We start from the raw sequence: 21,628 nt of genomic DNA on the forward strand, positions 1-21,628 counted from the left end.
TCAGGCCTGCACCGGATCGAGCACGAAGCGGTACGTCATCTCGTCGTGCCCGTCGGGATGTGTCTGCGGGTCCAGCAGGAGTTCGGGCTTGACGGCGCTGGCGATGTCGTCCTCGTTGTGCGGGTCGCCGGGGAAATACAGCTGCGCGGTGAGCGATTCGTGGCCGGGAGCCGAGACCTTGACGTGGAGATGTGCCGGGCGCCAGGCGTGCCAGCCGGCCGCGGCGATCAGCTTGCCGCAGGAGCCGTCGGTGGGGATCTGATAGGGCGCGGGCCGGATCGTGGTGATCTGGAAGTTGCCGTCGGATCCGGTGGAGAACGTGCCGCGCAGGTTCCACTCGGGCAACCCGGGGGCGAACTGGGAGTAGAAGCCGTCGCTATCGGCATGCCACAGTTCCACCTTGCCCGCCAACGGCTTTCCGTCGGTGGAGGTGATCCGGCCATGCCAGACCAGCGGCGTGCCGGCCTCGTTCTCGCGCATCGGGACCGAGCCGACGGCGCCGCGCTCCGGCGAATTCGGCACGTAGTACGGGCCTTCGATGCTGCCCTTGTTGCCGTGCCGGTGCTCGGTGGACACCTGCTCGACGACATGCTCGACCCAGACGTCGAGGAACAGCGGCCATTCGCCGTCTTCGCCGACGTTGATGAGCCACGCCTTGAGGGCGTTGTACTCGGCGTAGGTCACCTTGTGCTTGCGGATCGTCGCGTGCACGGCGTCGAGGACCTCGCGGGCGAGCATGTCGACCCGCTCGGGTGGGGTGTCCTTGACCGCTTCGAACGGGGACTTGTCGGCGTGGAAGCGTTCGGTGGCCGAGGCGCCGGAGGCGGCGGCCGAGGCCTGCTCTGCTGGGGATTGCATGGTGGTCATTTCCTTATCTCCTTTGGGCGAGCACGGTTGGTGTCGTCTAGTTGTCGGTGCGATACCGGGTGAGTTTCTCGGGGTCCAGGTCGACGCCGAGGCCGACGCCGAACGGGACGCGCAGCACGCCGTCGCTGATCTGCAGCGGTTCGGCCAACAGGTCGTCGGCCATGTCGAGGTAGTTCGACAACTCGCCGGCCCGCCGCGAGGTCAAGGCGTGGGCGGCCCCGAAGGTGACCGCGCACGCGGTGCCGAGCTGGCCGTCGATCTGGTTGCCCATCACCACCTCCAGTCCGAGCCCCTCGGCCAGGTGATGCACCCGCGTCGATCCGGTGAACCCGGTGCGGGCGGTCTTGATGCTGATGGCCGTCGCCGACCCGCCCAGGATCTCGCGGGTGACATCGGCCGGCGTCGGCACCGATTCGTCTGCGATGAACGGGATGTCGAGCTTCTCGACGAGCCAGCGCCGGCCCAGCACGTCGTCGGCCGGGCACAGTTCCTCGGCGAAGAGCAAATCCAGGTCGGCCATTTCCTGCATGGCCCGCAGCGATTCGGCGGCCGTCCAGCCCCGGTTGCCGTCGACATAGAGTTCGACGGAGTCACCGAAGCGTTCCCGCAGGGCGCGCACCACCGCGGTGTCCAGCTGCACCGGCCGTCGGCCGACCTTGACCTTGAACGTCGAAATACCGTGCCGGTCAATCATTTTCTCGGCCTCGGCCACCATGGTGGCGGGGTCGTCGAAGCCCAGCATGTGGCTGACCCGCATGCGGTCGGTGAAACCACCGAGCAGATCCGTCACCGGCAGGCCCAGGGTGCGGCCCAGCGCATCCCAGATGGCCATGTCTATCGCGGCCTTGGCGGTCGGGTTACCGATGGTGCGCGCCAACCGCGCGTGCACGACCTCGCGTTCGGTCAGGCGCAGCCCGACGATCTGGGGGGTGAACACCTCGGAGATGACGGCGAGGATGCCGGCCTGGGTCTCGCCGTAGGTGAACGGCCGCGGCGGCGCCTCGGCGATGCCGACGATGCCGTCGTCGGTGTGCACCCGCACCAGCACGTGCTCGGCGGTGTGCACCTCTCCGGAGGCGAACTTCAGCGGTTTGGTGTACGGGATGGCGAACGGAATCGCTTCGACCGCGGTGATTTTCATGGTGTCTCCTTGACGAGCGCGGCCGACAGCACGTTGACGACGCTGTCCACCAGTGGGTTCTCGGTGCCGCGTCGCCAGGCCAGCGCCAGGTCGATGGTTCCGCCGTCGGCCAGGTCGCGGAACACCACGCCGTCCAGCGGCAGCGCGCGCACGGATTCGGGAACGATGGCCACCCCGAGATCGGCGGCCACCAGGGCCAACAGCACCGCGGTGCTGTTGACGACGTGCTCGCGGTGCGGGACGAAGCCCGCGCGCCGGCAGCTGCGCAGTACCGCTTCGTTGACCGCAGATTCGCGGCTGGCATACGCCACGAACGGTTCGTTGCGCAGATCCGTCACCGACACCACGGGTTCGACCGCGAGCCGATGATCCACGGAGACCGCGAGCACCAGGGTCTCGACGTCGATGGTGCGCAACTCGATGTCGTCGCCGACGGCCGGCGGCCGCAGCACGCCGAGGTCCAGCCCGCCGGTGCGCAGGAGTTCGCACTGCGCCGGGGTCAGCAGGTCGGCCTGGATCTCCAGGGCGGCCCCGGGCAGTTCGCGCTTGACGATCCGCGCCATCCGGGGCAGGTGGGAGAACGCCGCGGTGCCGGTCAGCCCCAGCCGGACCAGGCCGCTGCGGCCCGCCGCGATCCGGCGCACCCCGCGCTCGGCGTCGTCGACGCGGGCCAGGATGCGGGCCGCCTCCCCGCGCAGAAACTCGCCCGCGGCGGTCAGGGCGACCTGCCGGGTGGTGCGGTTGAACAGCGTCACGTCCAGTTCGGACTCGAGTTGGCGGATCGCGTAGGACAACGCCGGCTGCGCGACGTGCAGTTGCTCGGCGGCCTGCCCGAAGTGGCAGGTTTCGGCCACTGCTGCGAAGTAGCGAAGGTGCCTGAGCTCCATGATCGTCGGTGGTCCGTTCCGGGAGGGTTTGCGGGTTGTGACAGGTGACACATTCGACGGTAGATCGTTGATCGATAGAGAACAAGGACTTATCCAGGCCATATTGATAATCAATGCTTATCAATAGTTACCCAGGCCAGGACTAGTACTATGCCTAGTGTGACGGCCGCCACTGGCTGCGACAGTCAAAGTCAAACCACACTTCTCCAGCCCTTTACCCGGAGGCCACGATGACGACTTCTTTGACGCCCACCCCGTTGCCGGCGTCGAGGCCGGCAACCCCGGTCGACCGGCCCCACCTGGCGCGCGTCCTCGCCGACGCCGTGATCGAAGATCCCGACGCCGGCCTGTACCGGGCCAACCGCCGGATCTTCACCGACGAGGAGATCTTCGAACTGGAGATGGCGCACATCTTCGAGGGCAACTGGGTCTATCTGGCGCACGAGAGCCAGCTGCCCAACCCCGGCGACTACTTCACCACCACCATGGGCCGCCAGCCCGTGGTCATCACCCGGGACAAGGACGGCGAACTGCACCTGCTGATCAACGCCTGCGCGCACCGCGGCGCGATGATCTGCCGGCGCAAGACCGACAACCGCACCACCTTGACCTGTCCCTTCCACGGGTGGACCTTCCGCAACGACGGCACCCTGCTGAAGGTCAAGGACCCCGAGGGCGCCGGCTACCCCGACTCGTTCAACAACGGCGGCTCGCACAACATGACCAAGGTGGCCCGGTTCGAGTCCTACCGTGGCTTCCTGTTCGGCAGCCTCAACGCCGATGTGCTGCCGCTGACCGAGCACCTCGGCGACGCCACCACCGTCATCGACATGTTGGTGGACCAGTCCCCGGAGGGCCTGGAGGTGCTGCGCGGCTCGTCCACCTACACCTTCGACGGCAACTGGAAGGTGCAGGCCGAAAACGGCGCCGACGGCTACCACGTGACGGCCACCCACTGGAACTACGCCGCCACCACCAGCCGCCGCAGCACCGGTGAATCCATCAACGAGACCAAGGCCCTCGACGCGGGCGGCTGGGGCAAAACCGGCGGCGGCTACTGGTCGTTCCCGCACGGACACCTGTGCCTGTGGACCTGGGCGGCCAACCCCGAGGACCGGCCGCTGTGGGACCAGCTCGACGACCTCAAGGCCCGGTTCGGGGAGGCCAAGGGCGACTTCATGGTGAAGGGTTCGCGCAACCTGTGCCTGTACCCGAATCTGTATGTCATGGACCAGTTCTCGACGCAGATCCGGCACTTCCGGCCCATCGCCCCGGACAAGACCGAGGTCACCATCTACTGCATCGCCCCCAAGGGCGAAAGCACCGAGGCTCGGGCGCTGCGCATCCGCCAGTACGAGGACTTCTTCAATGCCTCCGGCATGGCCACCCCGGACGACCTCGAGGAGTTTCGGTCCTGCCAGCTGACCTTCCGGGCGCAGGCCGCCCCGTGGAACGACATGAGTCGCGGTGCGCAGCACTGGCTTTCGGGCCCCGACGACCTGGCCGAGTCGTTGGGCATGGCGGGCGTGATCTCGGCCGGCGTGCGCAACGAGGACGAGGGACTGTTCCCCGTGCAACACGGCTACTGGCGTCAGGTCATGCAAGACGCCCTGCACCACGAGGAAACCCAGGCCGCGGCCACCACGGGAACGGAGCACTGAGCCATGAGCACCACCGAACAGAGCGCGGCCGCCGGCACCAAGCTGATCACCCAGAACGCCATCGAGCAGTTCCTCTACCGCGAGGCGCGGTACCTCGATGACCGCGAGTTCGAGAAGTGGCTGGATTGCTACGCCGACGACGTCGTCTACTGGATGCCGTCGTGGGCCGACGACGACCGCCTGGTGGAGGATCCGCAGCGCGACATCTCACTGATCTACTACTCGAACAAGGGCGGTCTGGAGGACCGGGTGTTCCGGATCCGCACCGAGCGCTCCTCGGCGACCTCGCTGCCGGAACCGCGCACCAGCCACAACATCTCCAACGTCGAGGTCATCGAGCGCCGCGGCGATCTGGTCGATGTCCGATTCAACTGGCACACCATGTATTTCCGTTACAAGACCGTCGACCCCTACTACGGGACCTCGTTCTACACCATCGACTTCTCCGCTGAGCAGCCGCTGATCCGCCGCAAGACGGTCGTGCTGAAGAACGACTACATCCACCACGTGGTCGACATCTACCACATTTAGGGGCTGGCTTCATGACCGCTGTGCAGGCACCGCCGGTGTCGCAGAATCACTCCGTCGCACTGACATTCGAGGACGGCGTGACCCGGTTCATCACCTGCCGGGAGGACCAGACCGTCGCCGACGCGTCCTATCGGCAGCGGATCAACATCCCGCTGGACTGCCGCGACGGCGCCTGCGGGACCTGCAAGGCGCTGTGCGAATCGGGCCGCTACGACGGCGGCAGCTACATCGAGGATGCGCTGTCCGAGGACGAGGCGGCCGCCGGCTATGTACTGCCGTGCAGCATGAAGCCGCAGTCGGACCTGGTGCTGCAGATCGCCACCACCTCCGACATCGCCAAGACCCAGGCGGCGACCTACTCCGGCAGCATCGTGGAGTTGACCCGGCTCTCGGCCAGCACGGTCCGGTTTAGCGTGGAGATCCCGAATCGCTCCGAACTGGCGTTCCTGCCCGGCCAGTACGTCAACGTCGAGGTCCCCGGCAGCGGTGAGACCCGGTCCTATTCGTTTGCCAACGCACCGGATGAGCCGCGGTTGACGTTCCTGGTGAAGCTCACTCCCGGCGGACTGATGTCGACCTATCTGGCCGAGCGGGCCGCGGTCGGCGACGCCATCACGTTCACCGGTCCGCACGGCTCGTTCTTCCTGCGCGAGGCCGATCGGCCGGTGCTGATGCTGGCCGGCGGCACCGGGCTGGCACCGATTCTGGCCATGCTGCGCAAGATGCGCGGTGACGACAGCCGCCGCAAGGTGCACCTGATCTACGGCGTCTCCTCCGACGAGGACGTGGTCGAGGTCGATCAGCTCGACGAGATCGCCTCGCAGCTCACCGGTTTCAGCTGGGACTACTGCGTGTCGGATCCGGGCACGAAGGCCCCGAACCGGGGCCGGGTGCCCGCGCTGATCCAACCGGGCCACCTCTACAGCGGCGACGTCGCGGTCTACCTGTGTGGCCCGCCGCCCATGGTGGAGGCCGTCCGCACGCACCTCGCCGACACCGGCGTCGAACCCACCGGGTTCTACTACGAGAAGTTCGCCCTCGCGCACACCGCTGCGGCCGAGCCCGCGGCGGCACCGCCGGCCGTGCAGGCCGCCGAGCCCGCGACCGTCACCGAAGACCTGCGACCCGCGGCCGCCGACGGGGTGGTGCGCGCCATCGCCGGTCAGGTGATGCTGACCCCCGCCGCGCTGGATCCGGTGCCGTCCGGCGCGCCGGCCGCCGAACCCGGCGACGCGATCCGCCGCCTCGCCGGCCAGCTGCTGGCACCCGGATCGGGCGGCCCCACGGCCGCGCTCGACGAGGACGACGGCGCCCTGCTGCCGACGGCCGCGCGCACGCTGGCCGGCCAAGCGGTGTTCCCCGTCCCGGCGGTCGCCGCGCCGGTGGCCGCGCCCGCAGTGGCCGAGGACGGCTACCAGATCGGCGAGGAGCACCCCGAGGTCCACGAATCCGACGCCCTGTTCGAGGCGCGCCAGGCCCTTGAACTCGGGGCGCTGGAGTTGACCCTGGGACGGCTTTCGACCCAGCAACTGACCGGCTACCGGCTGCTGGCCGAGTCGACCATGCCCTATGTGGTCGAGGACCGCTTCGTCGATGCCGCGCAGTACACCGAGACCAACGCGGCGTTCCACGACTATCTGTTCACCCTGACCGGCAACGACCACCTGCTGCAGGCCTATCAGGCGCTCGGCGTCAAGGGCCGGATGAGCGAGGTGCTGCGGCACGCCACCTGGTGCCACCCGTTGTGCGCCCAAGACCATCTGGACATCGTCGCGGCCTTCGAGCGCGGCGACCGGGACGCCGCCCGCGAGCTGATCATCGCCCATGCGGGGCGGTCCAAGCAGACCATGCGCCGGGCGATGGCCGACATCGAAGAGAACCGCGCTGCAAAGCAACCGCGGTTCGTCACGCCCGGCCGGTTCACCGGCAAGGTGGTGGTGGTCACCGGCGCCGCCCAAGGCATCGGGGAACAGACCGCGCGCCGGATCGGCGCCGAGGGCGGCACCCTGGTGCTGGCCGATCGCAGCGAACTGGTCAAGGAGCTGGCGAGCGAGCTGGATGCCCCGGCCGGGGGCGAGCGGTCCCGCGCGCTGGCGGTCACCGCCGACCTCGAACAGTTTGCCGGCGCCGATTCGGTGGTGCAGCAGGCTCTTTCGGAATTCGGCCGGATCGACGTGCTGATCAACAACGTGGGCGGCGCCATCAACTTCAAACCGTTCACCGAATTCAGCGACGCCGAGATCCGCGCCGAACTCGACCGTTCGCTGCTGACGACGCTCTACGCGTGCCGGGCCGCGCTGCCGTCGATGGTGCGCCAAGGCCATGGCGTGATCGTCAACGTCTCGTCGGCGGCGACCCGCGGCATCCACCGGATTCCGTACTCGGCAGCCAAGGGCGGCATCAACGCGATCACCGCCTCGCTGGCCCTCGAGTACGCCGAGGCCGGGATCCGCGTCGTGGCGACCGCGCCCGGTGGCACCGAGGCGCCGCCGCGCCGGATCTCGCGCGGCACCCCGGCGCCCCGCAACGACACCGAGCAGGCCTGGTTCCAGGCCCACATCGACCAAACGTTGGACTCGTCGCTGCTCAAGCGCTACGGGACGCTGGACGAACAGGCCGCGGCCATCTGCTTCCTGGCCTCGGACGAGGCGTCCTACATCACCGGCTCGGTGCTGCCGGTCGCCGGTGGCGACCTCGGGTAGCGCCTAGCATGTGGGGCGTGCCCGACCCCATCCGCTGCGTTGGCCGGGATCGTGAGCTGTCCGAGCTCGCTGACCTCGTCACCGCCGCCCAGCACGGTGCGCGCATGGTCGCCGTCACCGGCTGCGCCGGCATCGGCAAGACCACACTGCTGCGGCGGCTGGCCACCCTGTACAGCGCGCGCTGGGCCGCCGGGATGCCGTGGGAAGCCGATCTGCCCGGCGGGGTCTTGGCGCAGTTGCTGCAAACCGATGTGCCCGTCGACCCGGTCGAGGCGGCCGCGCAGCTGCTCGACCACCTGCGCGCCGGCGACATCCGGGTGCTGCTGATCGACGATGCGGAGCATGCCGATCCCCAATCGCTGCAAGCGATGTCGACCCTGGTGCGCCACCAACGCGAACAGCCGGTGCTCATCGTGTTGGCGACCACCGCGCCGGAGCGGCTACCGGCCGACGTGGGCCCCGAGGTGATCCGGTTGAGCGGCCTGCCGTCGGCGGCGGTCGCCGAACTGCTGCGGCACCGCGGCGCCAGCGTGCACCCGGCGATGGCCGAGGCCCTGAGTCGGCACACCGGCGGGAACCCGCGCGACGTGCTGGCGCTGATCGACGAGCTGCCGGCCGCGGTGTGGTCCCGTCCCGAGGCGGCGCTGCCGGCGCCCGGTTACGTCGTCGATCGGGTGCGGGAGACGCTGGCGCACTGCGGGGCCGACGGCCGGAAACTCGTGACCGCGCTGGCCATTCTCGGCGCCGAGGCGACGCTGGCCGACGCGGCCGAGTTGGCCGAGCTCACCGATCCGCTGCCGGCCATCGATGCCGCCGCCGGCGCGGGTCTGCTGTCGCTGGAGTCCCGCTTCGAGCCGAGGCTGGTCGATGACCTCACCGCGGCCGCGGTCGTGCAACTGATCGGCGTGCAGGCGGCCGCCGACGCCCATCGGCGCGCCGCCGAGATCGTGCCGGATCCGATCGCGAGCCTGCGGCACCGGGTCGCGGCCACCCCGATGCCCGATGCCACCCTGGCCGACGAGGTCACCGCGCTGGCCCACCGGCGCAGTGCCGTCGGGGCGTGGGCTCAGGCCGCCACCCTGTTCCGGGACGCGGCCCGGCTGACCCCGGCGCCGTTGGAGCGCGAGACCCGGATGACCCTGGCGGTGGACGCCCTGGTCGCCGCCGGTGACTGCGGGGCGGCGGCCGCACTGGTGCCCGCGATCGAGAGCATGCGCGAAACCCCGTTGCGCAACGCCGTTCTGGGTTACCTCGCGATACTGCGCGGGCGCGCGGCCGAGGCCGGGGTTCGCCTGGACCGGGCCTGGGAGATCGTCAACGCCGAACGGGAACCGGAGACCGCGGCCCTGATCGCGCAGCGTTATGTGCTGCATGCGTTGATGCGCGGCCGCGGCAGCGAACTGGTCGGGTGGGCCGACAAGGCGCTGCAACTGGCCGAACTCGACTCCCCCGCCGGCATCGAGGCGGCCGCGGTGCGCGGCCTCGGCATGCTGGCCGCCGGCCATCCCAAGAGCGCCGCCATCGCCTATGACGATCTGGCCGGCCGGGTGCGCCACGGCGCCCAGTCGCAACGCTTCACGATGGGCCGCGGCTGGGTGCAACTGCTCAGCGACGATATCGACGGCGCCCGCGGCAACCTCGAAAGCGCAGTCTCTACTGCGGCTTTGGGCGGCTCCCGACGAATCACGCTGTGGGCGTTGGGCTGGTTGGCGCGGGTACACTTCGTCACCGGCGAGTGGGACACGGCGCTGGCCGTCATCGAGTCCGGCCGCGCGCTGGCGGCTTCGAGCGGGATCGTCATCGTCACACCGATGCTGGAATGGACCGCGACACAGATCCACGCCCTGCGCGGGGACTGGACGGCCGCCGCGGCCACCGCCCGGGCCGCCGATGTGGTCACCCAGGACTACGAGATGATGCGCATCCCGGCACTGCTGGCGCGGGCGCAGATCGCCGAGGCCGAGGCCGACTACGCGCGGGTGCGCCGCACCCTGGAACCGTTGCTGCGGTTGGCGCCGGGCACGGCCCTCAACGAGCCCGGTTACTGGCCCTGGCCCGACGTGCTCGCCAACGCGTTGGTGATCGACGGGCGGCTGCAGGAGGCCGAGGCCTTCCTGGGACCCCATGAGCAGCGGGCCCGGGCGCGCAATCACCGGTCGGCAACGGCGCGGCTCGGTTATGCGCGGGGCCGGCTGCTCGGTGCGCGCGGCGACCTGCCCGCGGCCCGGTCCGCGTTCGAGGAATCGCTGGCCCTGCTCGACGGCCTGCCGCTGCGCTACGACCTGGCGCGGGTGAACTTCGCCTACGGCCAGACGCTGCGACGGGCCGGCAAACGCCGCGACGCCGACGCGGTGATCGGCACCGCCCGCGAGCTGTACCTGTCGCTGGGTGCCCATACTTACGTCGCGCGCTGCGAGCGAGAGCTCAAGGCCGGCGGACTCAACCAGCTGCGCGGTGCCCGGCACAGCGTGGACCTGACCCCGCAGGAGGAGGCGGTGACCACATTGGTGGCGCAGGGAATGTCCAATCGGGAGGTGGCTGCCGAGCTGTTCGTGTCGCCCAAGACCGTGCAGTACCACCTCACCCGGGTCTACGCGAAGCTCGGCATCCGGTCGCGCACCGAGTTGGCGGCCCGCGGCCCCTGGGGTGTCGATGCGTAGGGCCGGCGCGGGCCTGACCCTGGCCGCGGCCGCCGCGCTGGCCGGCGCGCTGCTGGCACCGCTGCCGGCGGTCCCGCCGCGGGTCGCCCTCGCCGACAACGCCACGCCACTGGTGAGCCCCTTCGACGTGTGGGATCCGGCGGTCGGCCGGCTCGAGCCCGCGCTGCTGCGCGCCGTGCAGGACGCCGCCAACGCCGCTGCCGCACAGGGCATCACAATGACGGTCAACTCCGGGTGGCGCTCGCCGCAGTTCCAGCAGCGCCTGCTCGACGATGCGGTATCGACCTACGGCAGCTACGCCGCGGCCCGGCAATTCGTGCAGACCCCGGAGCAGTCCAAACACGTGGTCGGTGCGGCCGTCGACATCGGCGGCCCCGACGCCGCGCAGTGGCTCGGCACCCACGGCGCGCGGTTCGGCCTGTGCCAGATCTATGCCAACGAAACCTGGCACTTCGAACTGGCGGCCGACGCCGACGGGGTCTGTCCGCCGCTGCTACCCGACGCGGCCGGCTAGCTTTCGCGCGTCGGTGACCGGAGCGGCGGTCTTGGCGACCATGTCGTCGTAGTCCACCCCCGGGGCCAGTTCGACCACCTCGAAACCTTCGCCGGTGACGTCGAAGACCCCGAGGTCGGTGATGACGCGGCTGACCACGGCCTTCCCGGTCAGCGGCAGATCACAGGCCGTAACGAGCTTGGCCGCACCAGTTTTCGCGACGTGGTCCATCAAGACGATGACTCGCCCGGCGCCGTTGACCAGGTCCATCGCACCACCCATGCCCTTGACCATGGATCCGGGCACCATCCAGTTGGCCAGGTCGCCGTTGCCGGCCACCTGCATGCCGCCGAGCACCGCCACGTCCACGTGCGCGCCGCGGATCATCGCGAAACTGGTCGCCGAATCGAAGAACGACGCGCCGGGCAGCACCGACACCGTCTGCTTGCCGGCGTTGACCAGGTCGGGGTCCACCTCGTCCTCGTAGGGGAACGGGCCGACGCCGAGGATGCCGTTCTCGGCGTGCAGTTGCACGTCGGAGCCCTCGGGCAGGTAATCGGGGATCAGCGTGGGCAGCCCGATGCCGAGGTTGACGTAGTCGCCGTCGCGAAGTTCCCGTGCTGCGCGGGCGGCCATCTCTTTACGGGTCCAACTCATTGGTGCGCCTCCTGCCGTACTCGGGTGGTCAGCTGCTCGATTTCCTTGCGCGCAGCCTGCTCTGGGGTCAGCTCGTGGACGCGCTGCACGAAGATGCCGGGCAGATGCACCTCGTCGGGGTGCAGTTCGCCGACCTCCACCACGCGCTCGGCCTCGACGATGGTCACCCGGCCGGCCATCGCGGCCGGCGGATTGAAATTGCGTGCCGCGGCATGGAATACACAGTTGCCGGCCTTGTCGGCGACGGCGGCACGCACCAGCGCGTAGTCGGTGACGATCGCGGTCTCCAGCAGCATCTCGCGGCCACCGAAGCTGCGGACCTCCTTCGGCGGGGACGACAGCGCGATGCTGCCGTCGGTGTGGTAGCGCCAGGGCAATCCGCCATCGGCGACCAGCGTGCCGACGCCGGTGGGGGTGAAGAAGGCGCCGACGCCGCTCCCCCCGGCCCGCAGCCGCTCGGCCAGGGTGCCCTGCGGGGTCAACTCGACGGTCAACTCGCCGGCCAGGTACTGCCGGGCGAATTCCTTGTTCTCACCCACGTAGGAGGCGATCACCCGGGTGATCCGGCGCGCCTCGAGCAGCAGGCCGAGGCCGCCGCCGTCGACGCCGCAGTTGTTGCTCACGATCGTCAGGTCCTCGGCGCCCTGCTCCAGCAGCGCCTCGATGAGGAACCACGGGATGCCGGCCAGGCCGAATCCGCCGACGGCCAGGCTGGCGCCGCTGGGGATGTCGGCGACGGCCGCGGCGGCCGAGTCGACCACTTTGTTCAGCGTCATGACTGCTCCAGGTGTTCGATGAGGGCGGGCGTGATGATGGCGGGTTGTTCGGCGTTGGCCAGATGCGCCGAGCGCGGCACCACCAGCACCTTCGCCCCCGCAATGGTGTCGGCGATATCGCGCAGCATTGCCGGCGGCGTGGCCGCATCGTCGGCCCCGGCGATCGCCAGGGTGGGCGCCAGAATCGACGGCAGGTCGTCGCGCAGATCGAGTCTCGCGATCACCTCGCAGCAGGCCGCGTAGCCCTCGGCCGGGGTGTTGGCCACCATGTGCTCGGCCTCGATGCGGACGTCGGGATGGACGGCCAGATAGTCGGGGGTGAACCAGCGCGACACCACCGACGCGGCGACGGCACCGGCGCCGCCCGCGCGCACCGTCTTGGCCCGCTCGGTCCAGGCGCTGGCCGGCGGCAGCTGGGCACTGGTGCACAGCACCGCCATCCGGTCGACGCGCTCGGGATTGCGGGCGGCCAACCGCAGCGCGGTCATGCCGCCCAGCGACAGTCCCACGACGTGGGCGCGCGCGATGTCGAGGCGATCCAGCAGGGCCACGACGTCGTCGACCAGTTCATCGATCGAGTAGGGCCCGTCGGGGACGGGCGAGCCGCCGTGCCCGCGGGTGTCATACCGCACCACCCGGAAGCGGCTCTCCAACTCGGGCAGCTGGGCGTCCCACATCCGGTGGGTCGAACCCAACGAGTTGGACAGCACCACCGCCGGGGCCTCGGGCCGGCCGCTGACCACGGCATGGACTTCGCACGAACTCATCGCTGCTACCTCACTGTCTCAAAGACCGCGGCCAAGCCCTGGCCGCCGCCAATACACATGGTTTCCAATACATATCGGGCCGATCGCCGCCGCGCCTCATACGCGGCGGTGGCCAGGATGCGCGCACCGGTGGCACCGATCGGGTGGCCCAGCGAGATGCCGGAACCGCACGGATTGAGCCGGTCGTCGGCCGCGTCGAGTTTCCATTCCGCCAGCACCGCCAGCACCTGCGCGGCGAAGGCCTCGTTGAGTTCGATCAGGTCGATGTCGTCGAGACTCAGTTGCGCGCGGTCCAGTGCCGCGGCGGTCGCGCCGACCGGGCCGATCCCCATGGTTTCCGGTGCGCATCCGGTGACCGCCCACGACCGCAGCGCCAGCAGCGGCGTCAACCCCAGCCGCTCGGCCTCGGCCGCGGTGGTGACCACGCACATCGCGGCGCCGTCGTTCTGACCCGAGGCGTTGGCCGCGGTGACGGTGGCGTCGGGATCGATCTTGGCGCGGATGGGCCGCATCTCGGCCAGCCGCTCGACGCTGATGTCGGCGCGGGGATGCTCGTCGCGGTCGACGACGGTGTCGGGTTTGCCCCCCGGGCCCGGGACCGTGACCGGCACCAGTTCCTCGGCGAACCGGCCGGCGTCGTGCGCGGCCACCGCGCGGCGATGCGAACGCACCGCCAGTTCATCCTGGTCGGCCCGGGTCAGGCCGTACTCACACCGCAGGTTCTCGGCGGTCTCGATCATGCCGCCGGCAATGGGATGGCTCGCGCCGCCTGCGGTTTCGCGGGCCCGGTCCAACCGATCCGCCAGCGCGATGCCGCCCTGCCGCACCCCGGTACGCAGACCCAGCGCGTAGTGCTCGACGTTCGACATCGATTCGGCGCCGCCGGCGATCACCACGCGGGCCGCGCCGGTGGCGACCTGCCCGGCCGCGTACAGCACCGCCTGCAGGCCCGAGCCGCAGCGGCGGTCGATCTGCAGGCCCGGCACCGAGGTGCCCAGGCCGGCGTCCAGGGCCGCAATCCGGCCAATCGCGGGCGCCTCGCCGTTGGCGTAGCCGTTGCCCAGGATCACGTCGTCGACATCGCCGTCGCCCAAACCCGTGCGCTGCACCAGGGCGCGCAGCGTGACGGTCGCCAGGTCGGCGGCCGTCAGCGGGGCCAATGCACCGCCCATCCGGCCGACCGGGGTTCGGATTGGGCTGCAGATCACCACGTCCATGCCCTCGACGGTAGGCCGGTTCGGCAATATTCTGAAGTACTTAGATTCAGTGTATTAATAGGTTTAAAGTCATAGTCATGGAACTCCGCCATCTCCGGTACTTCCGCGCGGTCGCCGAGGAACTGCACTTCGGGCGCGCCGCGCAGCGCCTGCACATCGCCCAGCCCCCGCTGTCTCAGCAGATCCGGGCGCTCGAGAACGAACTCGGCGTCGCGCTGCTGGTGCGCACCACCCGCACAGTCGAACTCACGCCGGCCGGTGCCGCCTACCTACGCCGGGTCGTGCGCATCCTCGATGCCGTCGACGACGCCGGCGAACTCGCGCGCCGCATCGCCGGCGGCACCGAGGGCCAACTGGCCATCGGCTGCGTGGGCTCGGCCACCTATTCGCTGCTCCCCCGGCTGGTCCGGGCCCTGGGCGAGGCCCTGCCCGGCGTGGAGGTCAGCGTGCGCGGCGAGATGCTGGCCCCGGCGCAGCTGGCGGCCCTGGCCGGCGGCGAGATCGACCTGGCGCTGCTGCGGCCGCCCGTGCAGCATCCCGGGGTGGTGACCGAGGTGGTGCGTCGGGACCGGCTCCTGGTCGCGCTGCCGGCGGGTCACCGGCTGGCCGACCGCACCGAGTTGCAGGTCGCGGATCTGCGCGATGAGGAGTTCGTGGCCCACGCCGGACACGGCCGCTCGGTGATGGGCAGCGTGCTGACCGCGATCTGCGCCGACGCGGGGTTCGTCCCGCGGGTGCGGCACGAGGTGATGGAGACCTCGACGCTGGTGACGCTCGTGGCCGCCGGTCTCGGCGCCGCCGTGGTGCCCGATCCGACGGCGGCCCTCGACATCGCGGGGGTGCGGTATCTCCCGCTGAGTCCGGCCAGCCTCGGCGTCGACCTGGTGGCCGCGCGGCTGACCGCCGAGCCGTCGGCGCTCATCGACCGGGTGCTGGCGGTGTTGCGCTCGATCGCCTGAGCCCGCGACCGCCGCCCATTTCCCGCGAAGGTGCGCGTCCCCGCGTGACACGCCGCGAAAATCCCGTGGTTTGCGCCCGCTCGCGCCGGACGGCAGCTGAGCACGTTGGGGCGCCGGCGCCCCGTAGGCTGATTGCTCGTGCGTGCCGTGCTCATCGTGAACCCCAATGCCACCTCGACCACGGCGGCGGGCCGCGACCTGTTGGCCCATGCCCTCGAGAGCCGGGTGCGGCTGACCGTCGAACACACCAACCATCCCGGGCACGCCACCGAGATCGCCGCCGCGGCCGCGGCCGACGGCGTCGACGTGGTGATCGTGCACGGCGGCGACGGCACGGTGAACGAGGTGGTCAACGGCCTGCTCGGCGAGCCCGGCCGGCGCAGCCTGACGCCGGCGCCCGCGGTCGCGGTGGTACCCGGCGGGTCGGCCAACGTCTTCGCCCGCTCACTGGGCATCTCGCCGGATCCCATCGAGGCCACCAACCTGCTCGTCGACCTCCTCGGCTCCCGGGGCCCGAAACGGGACTGGCGACGCATCGGGCTGATGGACTGCGGGGAGCGGTGGGCGGTGTTCACCGCGGGCATCGGGGTCGACGGCGAAGTGGTGGCCGCGGTGGAGTCGCATCGCAATCGCGGCCGCAAACACAAGGGCGTCACGGCATCCCGCTATATCCGGGTCGCGGTGCCCGCGGTGCTGCGCAGCGCCCGTCGCGAGCCCCGGCTCACGCTGCAGCTGCCGGACCGGGATCCCGTCACGGGGGTGCATTTCGTGTTCGTGTCGAATTCGAGTCCGTGGACCTATGCCAACACCCGGCCGATCTGGACCAACCCGGACACCCGCTTCGAGACCGGCCTCGGCGTGTTCGCCACCACGAGCATGAGCATCTGGCGCAATCTCGGCCTGGTGCGGCAGATGGTGGCCAAGCGACCAAAGCTGTCCGCGAAGCATCTGATTCGCTGCGATGACGTCGATTGGGTGCAGGTGACCAGCGACACGCCCGTCGCCACGCAAATTGACGGAGATTACATCGGTGAGCGGGAATCCCTGACCTTCAGATCGGTCCCCGACGCGCTGGACGTCGTCGCTCCGCTCCCAAATAACGCTCCTACCTGCAATAACTGAGGTTAGGTCGAAATTTTCGGGCGCATCTGGGTTTGAGTGTAGTACAACGGGGTAACCGGTTCGTCGACTGCCCCCGGTAGTGACATTGACCACGTGTTAACTGAGTTCTATTGACATCTGTTCAGCCTCTGGAACTATCAGATGCAACAGTGCAGAAACATTCGGTGCACGTGTTAACCCGGAGACTATTAATCGGCGCGTATTGCTGCGCGTCACAGTGAGGAGTTTTGCCATGGATTGGCGGCACAAGGCGGTCTGTCGTGACGAGGATCCGGAACTGTTCTTCCCAGTGGGGAACAGCGGGCCGGCCCTCGCCCAGATTGCCGACGCGAAACTCGTCTGCAACCGCTGCCCGGTGACCACCGAGTGCCTGAGCTGGGCGTTGGAGTCCGGCCAGGACGCCGGCGTGTGGGGCGGGATGAGCGAGGACGAGCGCCGCGCGCTCAAGCGTCGCAACGCCCGGACCCGGACTCGCACCGGCGTCTGACCGAAGCATTCCAACTCTGGCCCCGGCAACCGCCGGGGCCAGAGTTGTCTCTGCAGCCGGTTACTGCGGCAACCGCGGCCGCCGCCCGATCGGGACCCGTAACACCACGTCGGTGCCGCCGCCCGGCACATCGTGCATGTCCAATGAACCGTCGAGCTCGGCCGAGATCAGGGTCCGGACAATCTGCAGGCCGAGCCGGTCGGATTGCTCCAGGCTGAACTCCGGCGGAAGGCCGCGGCCGTCGTCGTGCACCACCACATCGAGCCAGCGCGCCGAGCGCTGCGAGGAGATCGTCACCGAACCACGCGGAGCGCTGGTGTCGAAGGCGTGCTCGAGCGCGTTCTGCACGAGCTCGGTGATCACCATGATCAACGCAGTGGCACGGTCGGCGTCGAGCACCCCGAGCGCGCCCACCCGGGTGATCTTGATCGGGGCGTCGACGGAAGCCACGTCGTTCATGATCGGCAGGATCCGGTCGATCACCTCGTCGAGGTTCACCTCCTCGTCCACCGACATCGACAGCGCGTCGTGCACCAGCGCGATCGAGGTGACCCGACGGACCGATTCCATCAGCGCCTCACGGCTTTCCGCGCTGCTGCTGCGCCGGGCCTGCAGCCGCAACAACGCCGCGACCGTCTGCAGGTTGTTCTTCACCCGGTGATGAATCTCGCGGATGGTCGCGTCCTTGCTCAGCAACGCCCGGTCGCGGCGCTTGATCTCGGTCACGTCGCGGATCAGGACCGCGGCACCGGCCGCGGCACCGTGCACCACCAGCGGGATGGTGCGCAGCAGCACCGCCGCACCCCCGGCGTCGACCTCCATCCGCATGCTCGACCCGCCGGCCAGCGAGGCGCGAATATGTTCGGCGACCTCCTGAGCCTCGAACGGATCCGAGATCAGCGGGCGGGTGATGGTGACCAGATTGCGGCCGGCCAGCTCGGCGGCCAACCCCATCCGGTGGTACGCCGACAACGCGTTGGGGCTGGCGAACACCACGGCACCGTCGCCGTCGAGCCGGATGAACCCGTCGCCCACCCGCGGGCTCGACCATGACGCGGCCAGATCGCCGACGTTCGGGAACGTGCCCTCGGAGAGCATGTGCACCAGATCGCCCGCGCAGTCGAGGTACGCGCTCTCGAGCGGACTGGACTGGCGCAGCGCGGCCAGGGCCGTCTGATGCGTCAGCACGGCCACCACGGTGTCGTGGTGTCGGACCGGGACCGCTTCCACGTTGAGCCCACTGCGATGGGTCAGCGTGGGATTGGGGTCGTCGGCGCTGCCGATCGCCCCGGAGGAGAATGCGGCGGCCACGAGCGGCAGCTGCGCCGACGACGCCGTGGTGCCGACGGCATCGGAGAGCAGGACCGTGGCCGCGGTGTTCGGCCGGCACTGCGCGACGCACACCAGTTCACCGTCGTCGCGGCGCACCCACATCAAGTAGTCGGCGAAGGACAGATCCGCCAGTAGTTGCCACTCGCTGACCACGGCGTGCAGGTGGTCGACCGCATCGCCCGGCAGAACGGTGTGCTCGGCGAGCAGCTCACCGAGGGTCGACATGGTGCCTAGCTGATGACGGCGATGAGGTGGCCCGCCTGGATGACATCGCCGACGGCGACGTTCACCTTCGTGACGGTGCCCGCGGCCTCGGCCAGCACCGGGATCTCCATCTTCATCGACTCCAGCAGCACCACGGTGTCGCCTTCACCGATCTGGTCACCCTCGTGAACCACAACTTCGAGCACGCTAGCCACGATTTCCGCGCGAACATCTTCGGCCATCTTCACCCCACTCATCATTCCCACGGACGCGGCGTCCACCGGCGCTACTGACGCTCTATCGAACCACAACCGGCCGCGCGGCCGCCCAACGCCTGGCCGGGGTGGACTGGGCATCCCCGGGCCCATGAGACAATGGGGGCAATGCTCGTCGGGCCCCGCCCGCTTGGGCAGCCGCAGCGTCGAGCCCTCGACGAGACCAGCACCGGAGGTATGTCATGGCCAAACGTGGCCGTAAGAAGAAGGACCGCAAGCACAGCAAGGCGAACCACGGCAAGCGTCCCAACTCCTGACGCTCGCCTGAAAAGGCAAAAAGAGACCGCCCGGATCCGTCGGAACCGGGCGGTCTTTTCGTGTCTCAGCCGCGTTCGATGGTGGTGCGGCTGATCTCGATCTGCAGCCGCTGCCGCAGCCCCTCCGGGGCCTTCTCGCCGCTGCACTTGGTGGCGATCAGCCGCTTGATGCGCTCCTCGACGCCATAGTGCCGCAGGCAGGCCGGGCAGTCGTCGAGGTGCTGCTGCAGCCGCTCCCGGGAATCGGCGGTGCACTCACCGTCGAGCAGCGTCCACACCTCGGCGATGACCGCGGCGCAGCCGGGATGCTCGTGGTCCACCGGACCCAGCGGCGGCTGCCAGCGATCTTCTTCGTTCGAGCTCATGACGAGACCTCCTCGGGCGCGGCGATCTGGGTGCCGCGGATGTAGCCGCGATCCTTGGCCACTTCGGTCAACAGGTCGCGCAACTGGCGACGCCCCCGATGCAGCCGGGACATCACGGTCCCGATCGGTGTATCCATGATCTCGGCGATCTCCTTGTAGGGGAAACCTTCGACGTCGGCATAATAAACCGCCATCCGGAAATCCTCCGGCAGCTGCTGCAGCGCTTCCTTGATCTCGGTGTCGGGCAGGGCTTCCAAAGCCTCCACCTCAGCCGATCGCAAACCGACCGACGAATGCTCGGCGTTGGCCGCCAACTGCCAGTCGGTGATCTCCTCGGTGGGGTACTCCGCCGGCCGGCGCTGCTTCTTGCGGTAGCTGTTGATGTAGGTGTTGGTCAGGATGCGGTACAACCACGCCTTGAGGTTGGTGCCCTCCCGGAAGGACCGGAATCCCGAATAGGCCTTGATCATGGTTTCCTGCAGCAGATCCTCGGCGTCGGCCGGGTTGCGGGTCATCCGCAGCGCACCGCCGTAGAGCTGATCCACCAGCGGAATGGCGTCGCGTTCGAAGCGGGCGGTCAGTTCCGCGTCGGTTTCCTCCGGATTCGCCGTGGCGGTCTTACCGTCGATGTCGGTCATGGTGGTTGACAAAGTCCCTTCCGTCATCGAACGCCCGAACACCGCGGCGAGATCCGCCGAAGCCGGGGGCTCCAGGCATAACGTTGACACCAAACTCCCCTATCCGCCCATCCTAGGGCCGCACACTGACAACCGCTCCGCACCGCGGGACTGCAAGTTCAAACGGTATTCGCCCGGCAGTAATTCCGCAGGGCGGCCCGCGCGGCAAAAACCCGCGGGCCGACGAGCGCGTCACCGGGTCGATCTGGCTAACCTGACGCGGTGGGCAGAGCGGCGACACCGGCGATCGAGGCCCTGATCGCCGCCGGGATCGAGCACGAGGTGCTCGCCTACCGGCACGACCCGCGCAACCGCTCGTTCGGCGTCGAGGCCGCCGCCGAACTCGGCCGCGACCACGGCTTCGTCGCCGGGCAGATCTTCAAGACCCTGGTCCTGACGCTTCCTACGGGACTGGCGGTGGCGGTCCTACCGGTCCCGGCGACGCTGTCGTTGAAGGCCGCCGCGGCCGCCCTGGGGGCGCGTAAGGCCGCGCTGGCGCCGCCCGCCGAGGCCCACCGCAGCACCGGCTATGTGCTGGGCGGTATCTCCCCGCTGGGCCAGCGGACCAAGCTGCCCACCGCGATCGATTCCTCGGCGTTGAACTGGGACCGCATTCTGTGCAGCGCCGGTAAGCGCGGCCTCGATGTCGCCCTGGCCCCGCGGGACCTCATCGATCTCAGCGATGCGGTCCTCGCCGAGATCGCGGCTGGCTAAAGTCGGGGCATGGCTGCAGATCGCCCCCTCGCGGGCACCACGATGTTCATCTCCGGGGCCAGTCGGGGCATCGGCCTGGCCATCGCCAAGAAGGTCGCCGCCGACGGCGCCAACATCGCGCTGGTGGCCAAGACCGCCGAACCCCATCCCAAGCTGCCGGGCACGATCTACACCGCGGCCAAGGAGATCGAGGAGGCCGGCGGCCAGGCCCTGCCGATTCTCGGCGACATCCGCGACGGCGATCTGGTGGCCGAGTCGGTGGCCAAGGCCGTCGAACAATTCGGCGGCATCGACATCTGCGTCAACAACGCCTCGGCGATCAATCTCGGCTCCATCGAGGAGGTGCCCCTCAAGCGTTTCGATCTGATGAACGGCATCCAGGTGCGGGGCACCTACGCGGTGTCCCAGGCCTGCATCCCGCACATGAAGGGCCGGGCCAATCCGCACATTCTGACCTTGTCGCCGCCGATCCGGCTGGAATCGGAGTGGCTGCGTCCCACGCCGTACATGATGGCCAAGTTCGGGATGACGTTGTGCGCGTTGGGAATTGCCGAAGAGTTGCGGGACGCGGGCATCGCCTCGAATACGCTGTGGCCGCGCACCATGGTGGCCACCGCGGCGGTGCAGAACCTGCTCGGCGGGGAAGAATCGATGAAGCGTTCCCGCCGGCCCGAGGTGTACTCGGACGCGGCCTATGCCGTGTTGACCCGGCCGGCCCGCGAATACACCGGACAGACGCTGCTGTGTGAGGACGTGCTGCTGGAATCCGGCGTCACTGACCTGTCGGTGTACAACAGCACCCCCGGTCCGGTCGAGCTGGGCGTGGACCTGTGGGTCGACTCCCCCAACCCGCCGGGGTACACCGGGCCGTGACGGC

Annotated in this window: 22 protein-coding genes; 11 read left to right on the forward strand and 11 right to left on the reverse strand. The window is 69.3% G+C overall.

The genetic code is table 11. From position 1 onward, the window contains the following. Genes catA through RCP80_RS17600 form a run of 3 tightly spaced genes read right to left on the reverse strand, consistent with a single transcriptional unit; the run spans position 1 to position 2,895 of the window. A complete protein-coding gene (catA, locus tag RCP80_RS17590) occupies positions 1-867 on the reverse strand; it encodes a catechol 1,2-dioxygenase (RefSeq protein WP_308478897.1) in 867 nt (288 codons plus the stop codon). 37 nt (positions 868-904) lie between these two features. Beyond that, entirely contained in the window at positions 905-2,008 is a 1,104-nt protein-coding gene (locus tag RCP80_RS17595) for a mandelate racemase/muconate lactonizing enzyme family protein (protein WP_308478898.1), read from the reverse strand. Next, on the reverse strand, positions 2,005-2,895 hold the full coding sequence (locus RCP80_RS17600) for a LysR substrate-binding domain-containing protein (protein WP_308478899.1): 891 nt from the start codon (positions 2,893-2,895) through the stop codon (positions 2,005-2,007). Before RCP80_RS17600 ends, RCP80_RS17595 begins: the two co-directional genes overlap by 4 nt. A 230-nt stretch (positions 2,896-3,125) precedes the next feature. Between RCP80_RS17600 and benA the strand changes: the two genes are divergently transcribed. The 5 genes from benA to RCP80_RS17625 are packed head-to-tail and all read left to right on the forward strand — an operon-like array spanning position 3,126 to position 10,963. Continuing rightward, positions 3,126-4,556: a benzoate 1,2-dioxygenase large subunit gene (benA, locus tag RCP80_RS17605; RefSeq protein ID WP_308478900.1), complete on the forward strand. Its 1,431-nt coding sequence runs from the start codon at positions 3,126-3,128 to the stop codon at positions 4,554-4,556. A 3-nt stretch (positions 4,557-4,559) separates the two neighbouring features. Then, complete coding sequence (benB, locus tag RCP80_RS17610) at positions 4,560-5,087, forward strand: benzoate 1,2-dioxygenase small subunit (RefSeq protein ID WP_308478901.1); 528 nt, start codon at positions 4,560-4,562, stop codon at positions 5,085-5,087. A gap of 11 nt (positions 5,088-5,098) precedes the next feature. Beyond that, complete coding sequence (benC, locus tag RCP80_RS17615) at positions 5,099-7,789, forward strand: benzoate 1,2-dioxygenase electron transfer component BenC (RefSeq protein WP_308478902.1); 2,691 nt, start codon at positions 5,099-5,101, stop codon at positions 7,787-7,789. Positions 7,790-7,806: 17 nt separating this feature from the next. Beyond that, the gene (locus RCP80_RS17620) at positions 7,807-10,449 is read left to right on the forward strand and encodes a helix-turn-helix transcriptional regulator (protein ID WP_308478903.1); all 2,643 of its coding nucleotides are present in this window, start codon (positions 7,807-7,809) and stop codon (positions 10,447-10,449) included. Then, the gene (locus RCP80_RS17625; RefSeq protein WP_308478904.1) at positions 10,442-10,963 is read left to right on the forward strand and encodes a M15 family metallopeptidase; all 522 of its coding nucleotides are present in this window, start codon (positions 10,442-10,444) and stop codon (positions 10,961-10,963) included. The genes RCP80_RS17620 and RCP80_RS17625 overlap by 8 nt, the downstream gene beginning before the upstream one ends. On the opposite strand, the gene RCP80_RS17630 is transcribed toward RCP80_RS17625, so the two are convergent. From RCP80_RS17630 to RCP80_RS17645, 4 genes are read right to left on the reverse strand one after another with little or no spacing between them, the layout of a single operon-like run. Further along, complete coding sequence (locus RCP80_RS17630; protein WP_308478905.1) at positions 10,943-11,599, reverse strand: 3-oxoacid CoA-transferase subunit B; 657 nt, start codon at positions 11,597-11,599, stop codon at positions 10,943-10,945. The genes RCP80_RS17625 and RCP80_RS17630 overlap by 21 nt on opposite strands. Next, the gene (locus tag RCP80_RS17635; RefSeq protein ID WP_308478906.1) at positions 11,596-12,375 is read right to left on the reverse strand and encodes a CoA transferase subunit A; all 780 of its coding nucleotides are present in this window, start codon (positions 12,373-12,375) and stop codon (positions 11,596-11,598) included. Before RCP80_RS17635 ends, RCP80_RS17630 begins: the two co-directional genes overlap by 4 nt. Continuing rightward, complete coding sequence (gene pcaD, locus RCP80_RS17640; RefSeq protein WP_308478907.1) at positions 12,372-13,142, reverse strand: 3-oxoadipate enol-lactonase; 771 nt, start codon at positions 13,140-13,142, stop codon at positions 12,372-12,374. The genes RCP80_RS17635 and pcaD overlap by 4 nt, the downstream gene beginning before the upstream one ends. Before the next feature lie 5 nt (positions 13,143-13,147). Beyond that, positions 13,148-14,359, reverse strand: coding sequence for an acetyl-CoA C-acetyltransferase (locus tag RCP80_RS17645; protein ID WP_308478908.1), 1,212 nt, complete (start codon positions 14,357-14,359; stop codon positions 13,148-13,150). Positions 14,360-14,436: 77 nt separating this feature from the next. Here RCP80_RS17645 and RCP80_RS17650 point away from each other — a divergent pair, with 77 nt between their 5' ends. From RCP80_RS17650 to whiB1, 3 genes are all read left to right on the forward strand, one after another. Further along, on the forward strand, positions 14,437-15,318 hold the full coding sequence (locus tag RCP80_RS17650; RefSeq protein WP_308478909.1) for a LysR substrate-binding domain-containing protein: 882 nt from the start codon (positions 14,437-14,439) through the stop codon (positions 15,316-15,318). A gap of 138 nt (positions 15,319-15,456) precedes the next feature. Next, a complete protein-coding gene (locus RCP80_RS17655) occupies positions 15,457-16,440 on the forward strand; it encodes a diacylglycerol/lipid kinase family protein (RefSeq protein ID WP_308478910.1) in 984 nt (327 codons plus the stop codon). A gap of 232 nt (positions 16,441-16,672) precedes the next feature. Further along, positions 16,673-16,927, forward strand: a complete 255-nt coding sequence (gene whiB1, locus RCP80_RS17660) for a transcriptional regulator WhiB1 (RefSeq protein ID WP_068245183.1) — start codon at positions 16,673-16,675, stop codon at positions 16,925-16,927. A gap of 60 nt (positions 16,928-16,987) precedes the next feature. On the opposite strand, the gene RCP80_RS17665 is transcribed toward whiB1, so the two are convergent. Both RCP80_RS17665 and RCP80_RS17670 read right to left on the reverse strand, forming a co-directional pair. Further along, positions 16,988-18,484: a two-component system sensor histidine kinase PdtaS gene (locus tag RCP80_RS17665; RefSeq protein ID WP_308478911.1), complete on the reverse strand. Its 1,497-nt coding sequence runs from the start codon at positions 18,482-18,484 to the stop codon at positions 16,988-16,990. Positions 18,485-18,489: 5 nt separating this feature from the next. After that, positions 18,490-18,705: a biotin/lipoyl-binding carrier protein gene (locus tag RCP80_RS17670; RefSeq protein ID WP_308482904.1), complete on the reverse strand. Its 216-nt coding sequence runs from the start codon at positions 18,703-18,705 to the stop codon at positions 18,490-18,492. A gap of 215 nt (positions 18,706-18,920) precedes the next feature. Here RCP80_RS17670 and RCP80_RS26010 point away from each other — a divergent pair, with 215 nt between their 5' ends. Further along, entirely contained in the window at positions 18,921-18,995 is a 75-nt protein-coding gene (locus RCP80_RS26010; protein ID WP_373693542.1) for a 50S ribosomal protein bL37, read from the forward strand. Between the two features lie 65 nt (positions 18,996-19,060). Here the strand turns inward: RCP80_RS26010 and rsrA are convergent, their stop codons facing one another. Together rsrA and RCP80_RS17680 are read right to left on the reverse strand one after the other, a co-directional pair. Further along, complete coding sequence (gene rsrA / locus RCP80_RS17675; protein ID WP_308478912.1) at positions 19,061-19,360, reverse strand: mycothiol system anti-sigma-R factor; 300 nt, start codon at positions 19,358-19,360, stop codon at positions 19,061-19,063. Continuing rightward, entirely contained in the window at positions 19,357-19,998 is a 642-nt protein-coding gene (locus RCP80_RS17680) for a sigma-70 family RNA polymerase sigma factor (protein ID WP_308478913.1), read from the reverse strand. Before RCP80_RS17680 ends, rsrA begins: the two co-directional genes overlap by 4 nt. A gap of 261 nt (positions 19,999-20,259) precedes the next feature. Here RCP80_RS17680 and RCP80_RS17685 point away from each other — a divergent pair, with 261 nt between their 5' ends. Further along, a complete protein-coding gene (locus RCP80_RS17685; protein WP_308478914.1) occupies positions 20,260-20,751 on the forward strand; it encodes an aminoacyl-tRNA deacylase in 492 nt (163 codons plus the stop codon). 9 nt (positions 20,752-20,760) lie between these two features. Next, positions 20,761-21,624, forward strand: a complete 864-nt coding sequence (locus RCP80_RS17690) for an SDR family oxidoreductase (RefSeq protein WP_308478915.1) — start codon at positions 20,761-20,763, stop codon at positions 21,622-21,624. The last annotated feature ends 4 nt before the right edge of the window (positions 21,625-21,628 follow it).

It is taken from the genome of Mycolicibacterium sp. MU0053, from assembly GCF_963378095.1.
Taxonomy (GTDB): domain Bacteria; phylum Actinomycetota; class Actinomycetes; order Mycobacteriales; family Mycobacteriaceae; genus Mycobacterium; species Mycobacterium burgundiense.

Bases quoted from the DNA above. Each gene is read 5' to 3' on its own strand.
- catA (WP_308478897.1), bottom strand. From the start codon at position 867: ATGACCACCATGCAATCCCCAGCAGAGCAGGCCTCGGCCGCCGCCTCC.
- RCP80_RS17595 (WP_308478898.1), bottom strand. From the start codon at position 2,008: ATGAAAATCACCGCGGTCGAAGCGATTCCGTTCGCCATCCCGTACACC.
- RCP80_RS17600 (WP_308478899.1), bottom strand. From the start codon at position 2,895: ATGGAGCTCAGGCACCTTCGCTACTTCGCAGCAGTGGCCGAAACCTGC.
- benA (WP_308478900.1), top strand. From the start codon at position 3,126: ATGACGACTTCTTTGACGCCCACCCCGTTGCCGGCGTCGAGGCCGGCA.
- benB (WP_308478901.1), top strand. From the start codon at position 4,560: ATGAGCACCACCGAACAGAGCGCGGCCGCCGGCACCAAGCTGATCACC.
- benC (WP_308478902.1), top strand. From the start codon at position 5,099: ATGACCGCTGTGCAGGCACCGCCGGTGTCGCAGAATCACTCCGTCGCA.
- RCP80_RS17625 (WP_308478904.1), top strand. From the start codon at position 10,442: ATGCGTAGGGCCGGCGCGGGCCTGACCCTGGCCGCGGCCGCCGCGCTG.
- RCP80_RS17630 (WP_308478905.1), bottom strand. From the start codon at position 11,599: ATGAGTTGGACCCGTAAAGAGATGGCCGCCCGCGCAGCACGGGAACTT.
- RCP80_RS17635 (WP_308478906.1), bottom strand. From the start codon at position 12,375: ATGACGCTGAACAAAGTGGTCGACTCGGCCGCCGCGGCCGTCGCCGAC.
- pcaD (WP_308478907.1), bottom strand. From the start codon at position 13,142: ATGAGTTCGTGCGAAGTCCATGCCGTGGTCAGCGGCCGGCCCGAGGCC.
- RCP80_RS17645 (WP_308478908.1), bottom strand. From the start codon at position 14,359: ATGGACGTGGTGATCTGCAGCCCAATCCGAACCCCGGTCGGCCGGATG.
- RCP80_RS17650 (WP_308478909.1), top strand. From the start codon at position 14,437: ATGGAACTCCGCCATCTCCGGTACTTCCGCGCGGTCGCCGAGGAACTG.
- whiB1 (WP_068245183.1), top strand. From the start codon at position 16,673: ATGGATTGGCGGCACAAGGCGGTCTGTCGTGACGAGGATCCGGAACTG.
- RCP80_RS17665 (WP_308478911.1), bottom strand. From the start codon at position 18,484: ATGTCGACCCTCGGTGAGCTGCTCGCCGAGCACACCGTTCTGCCGGGC.
- RCP80_RS17670 (WP_308482904.1), bottom strand. From the start codon at position 18,705: ATGGCCGAAGATGTTCGCGCGGAAATCGTGGCTAGCGTGCTCGAAGTT.
- rsrA (WP_308478912.1), bottom strand. From the start codon at position 19,360: ATGAGCTCGAACGAAGAAGATCGCTGGCAGCCGCCGCTGGGTCCGGTG.
- RCP80_RS17680 (WP_308478913.1), bottom strand. From the start codon at position 19,998: ATGACCGACATCGACGGTAAGACCGCCACGGCGAATCCGGAGGAAACC.
- RCP80_RS17690 (WP_308478915.1), top strand. From the start codon at position 20,761: ATGGCTGCAGATCGCCCCCTCGCGGGCACCACGATGTTCATCTCCGGG.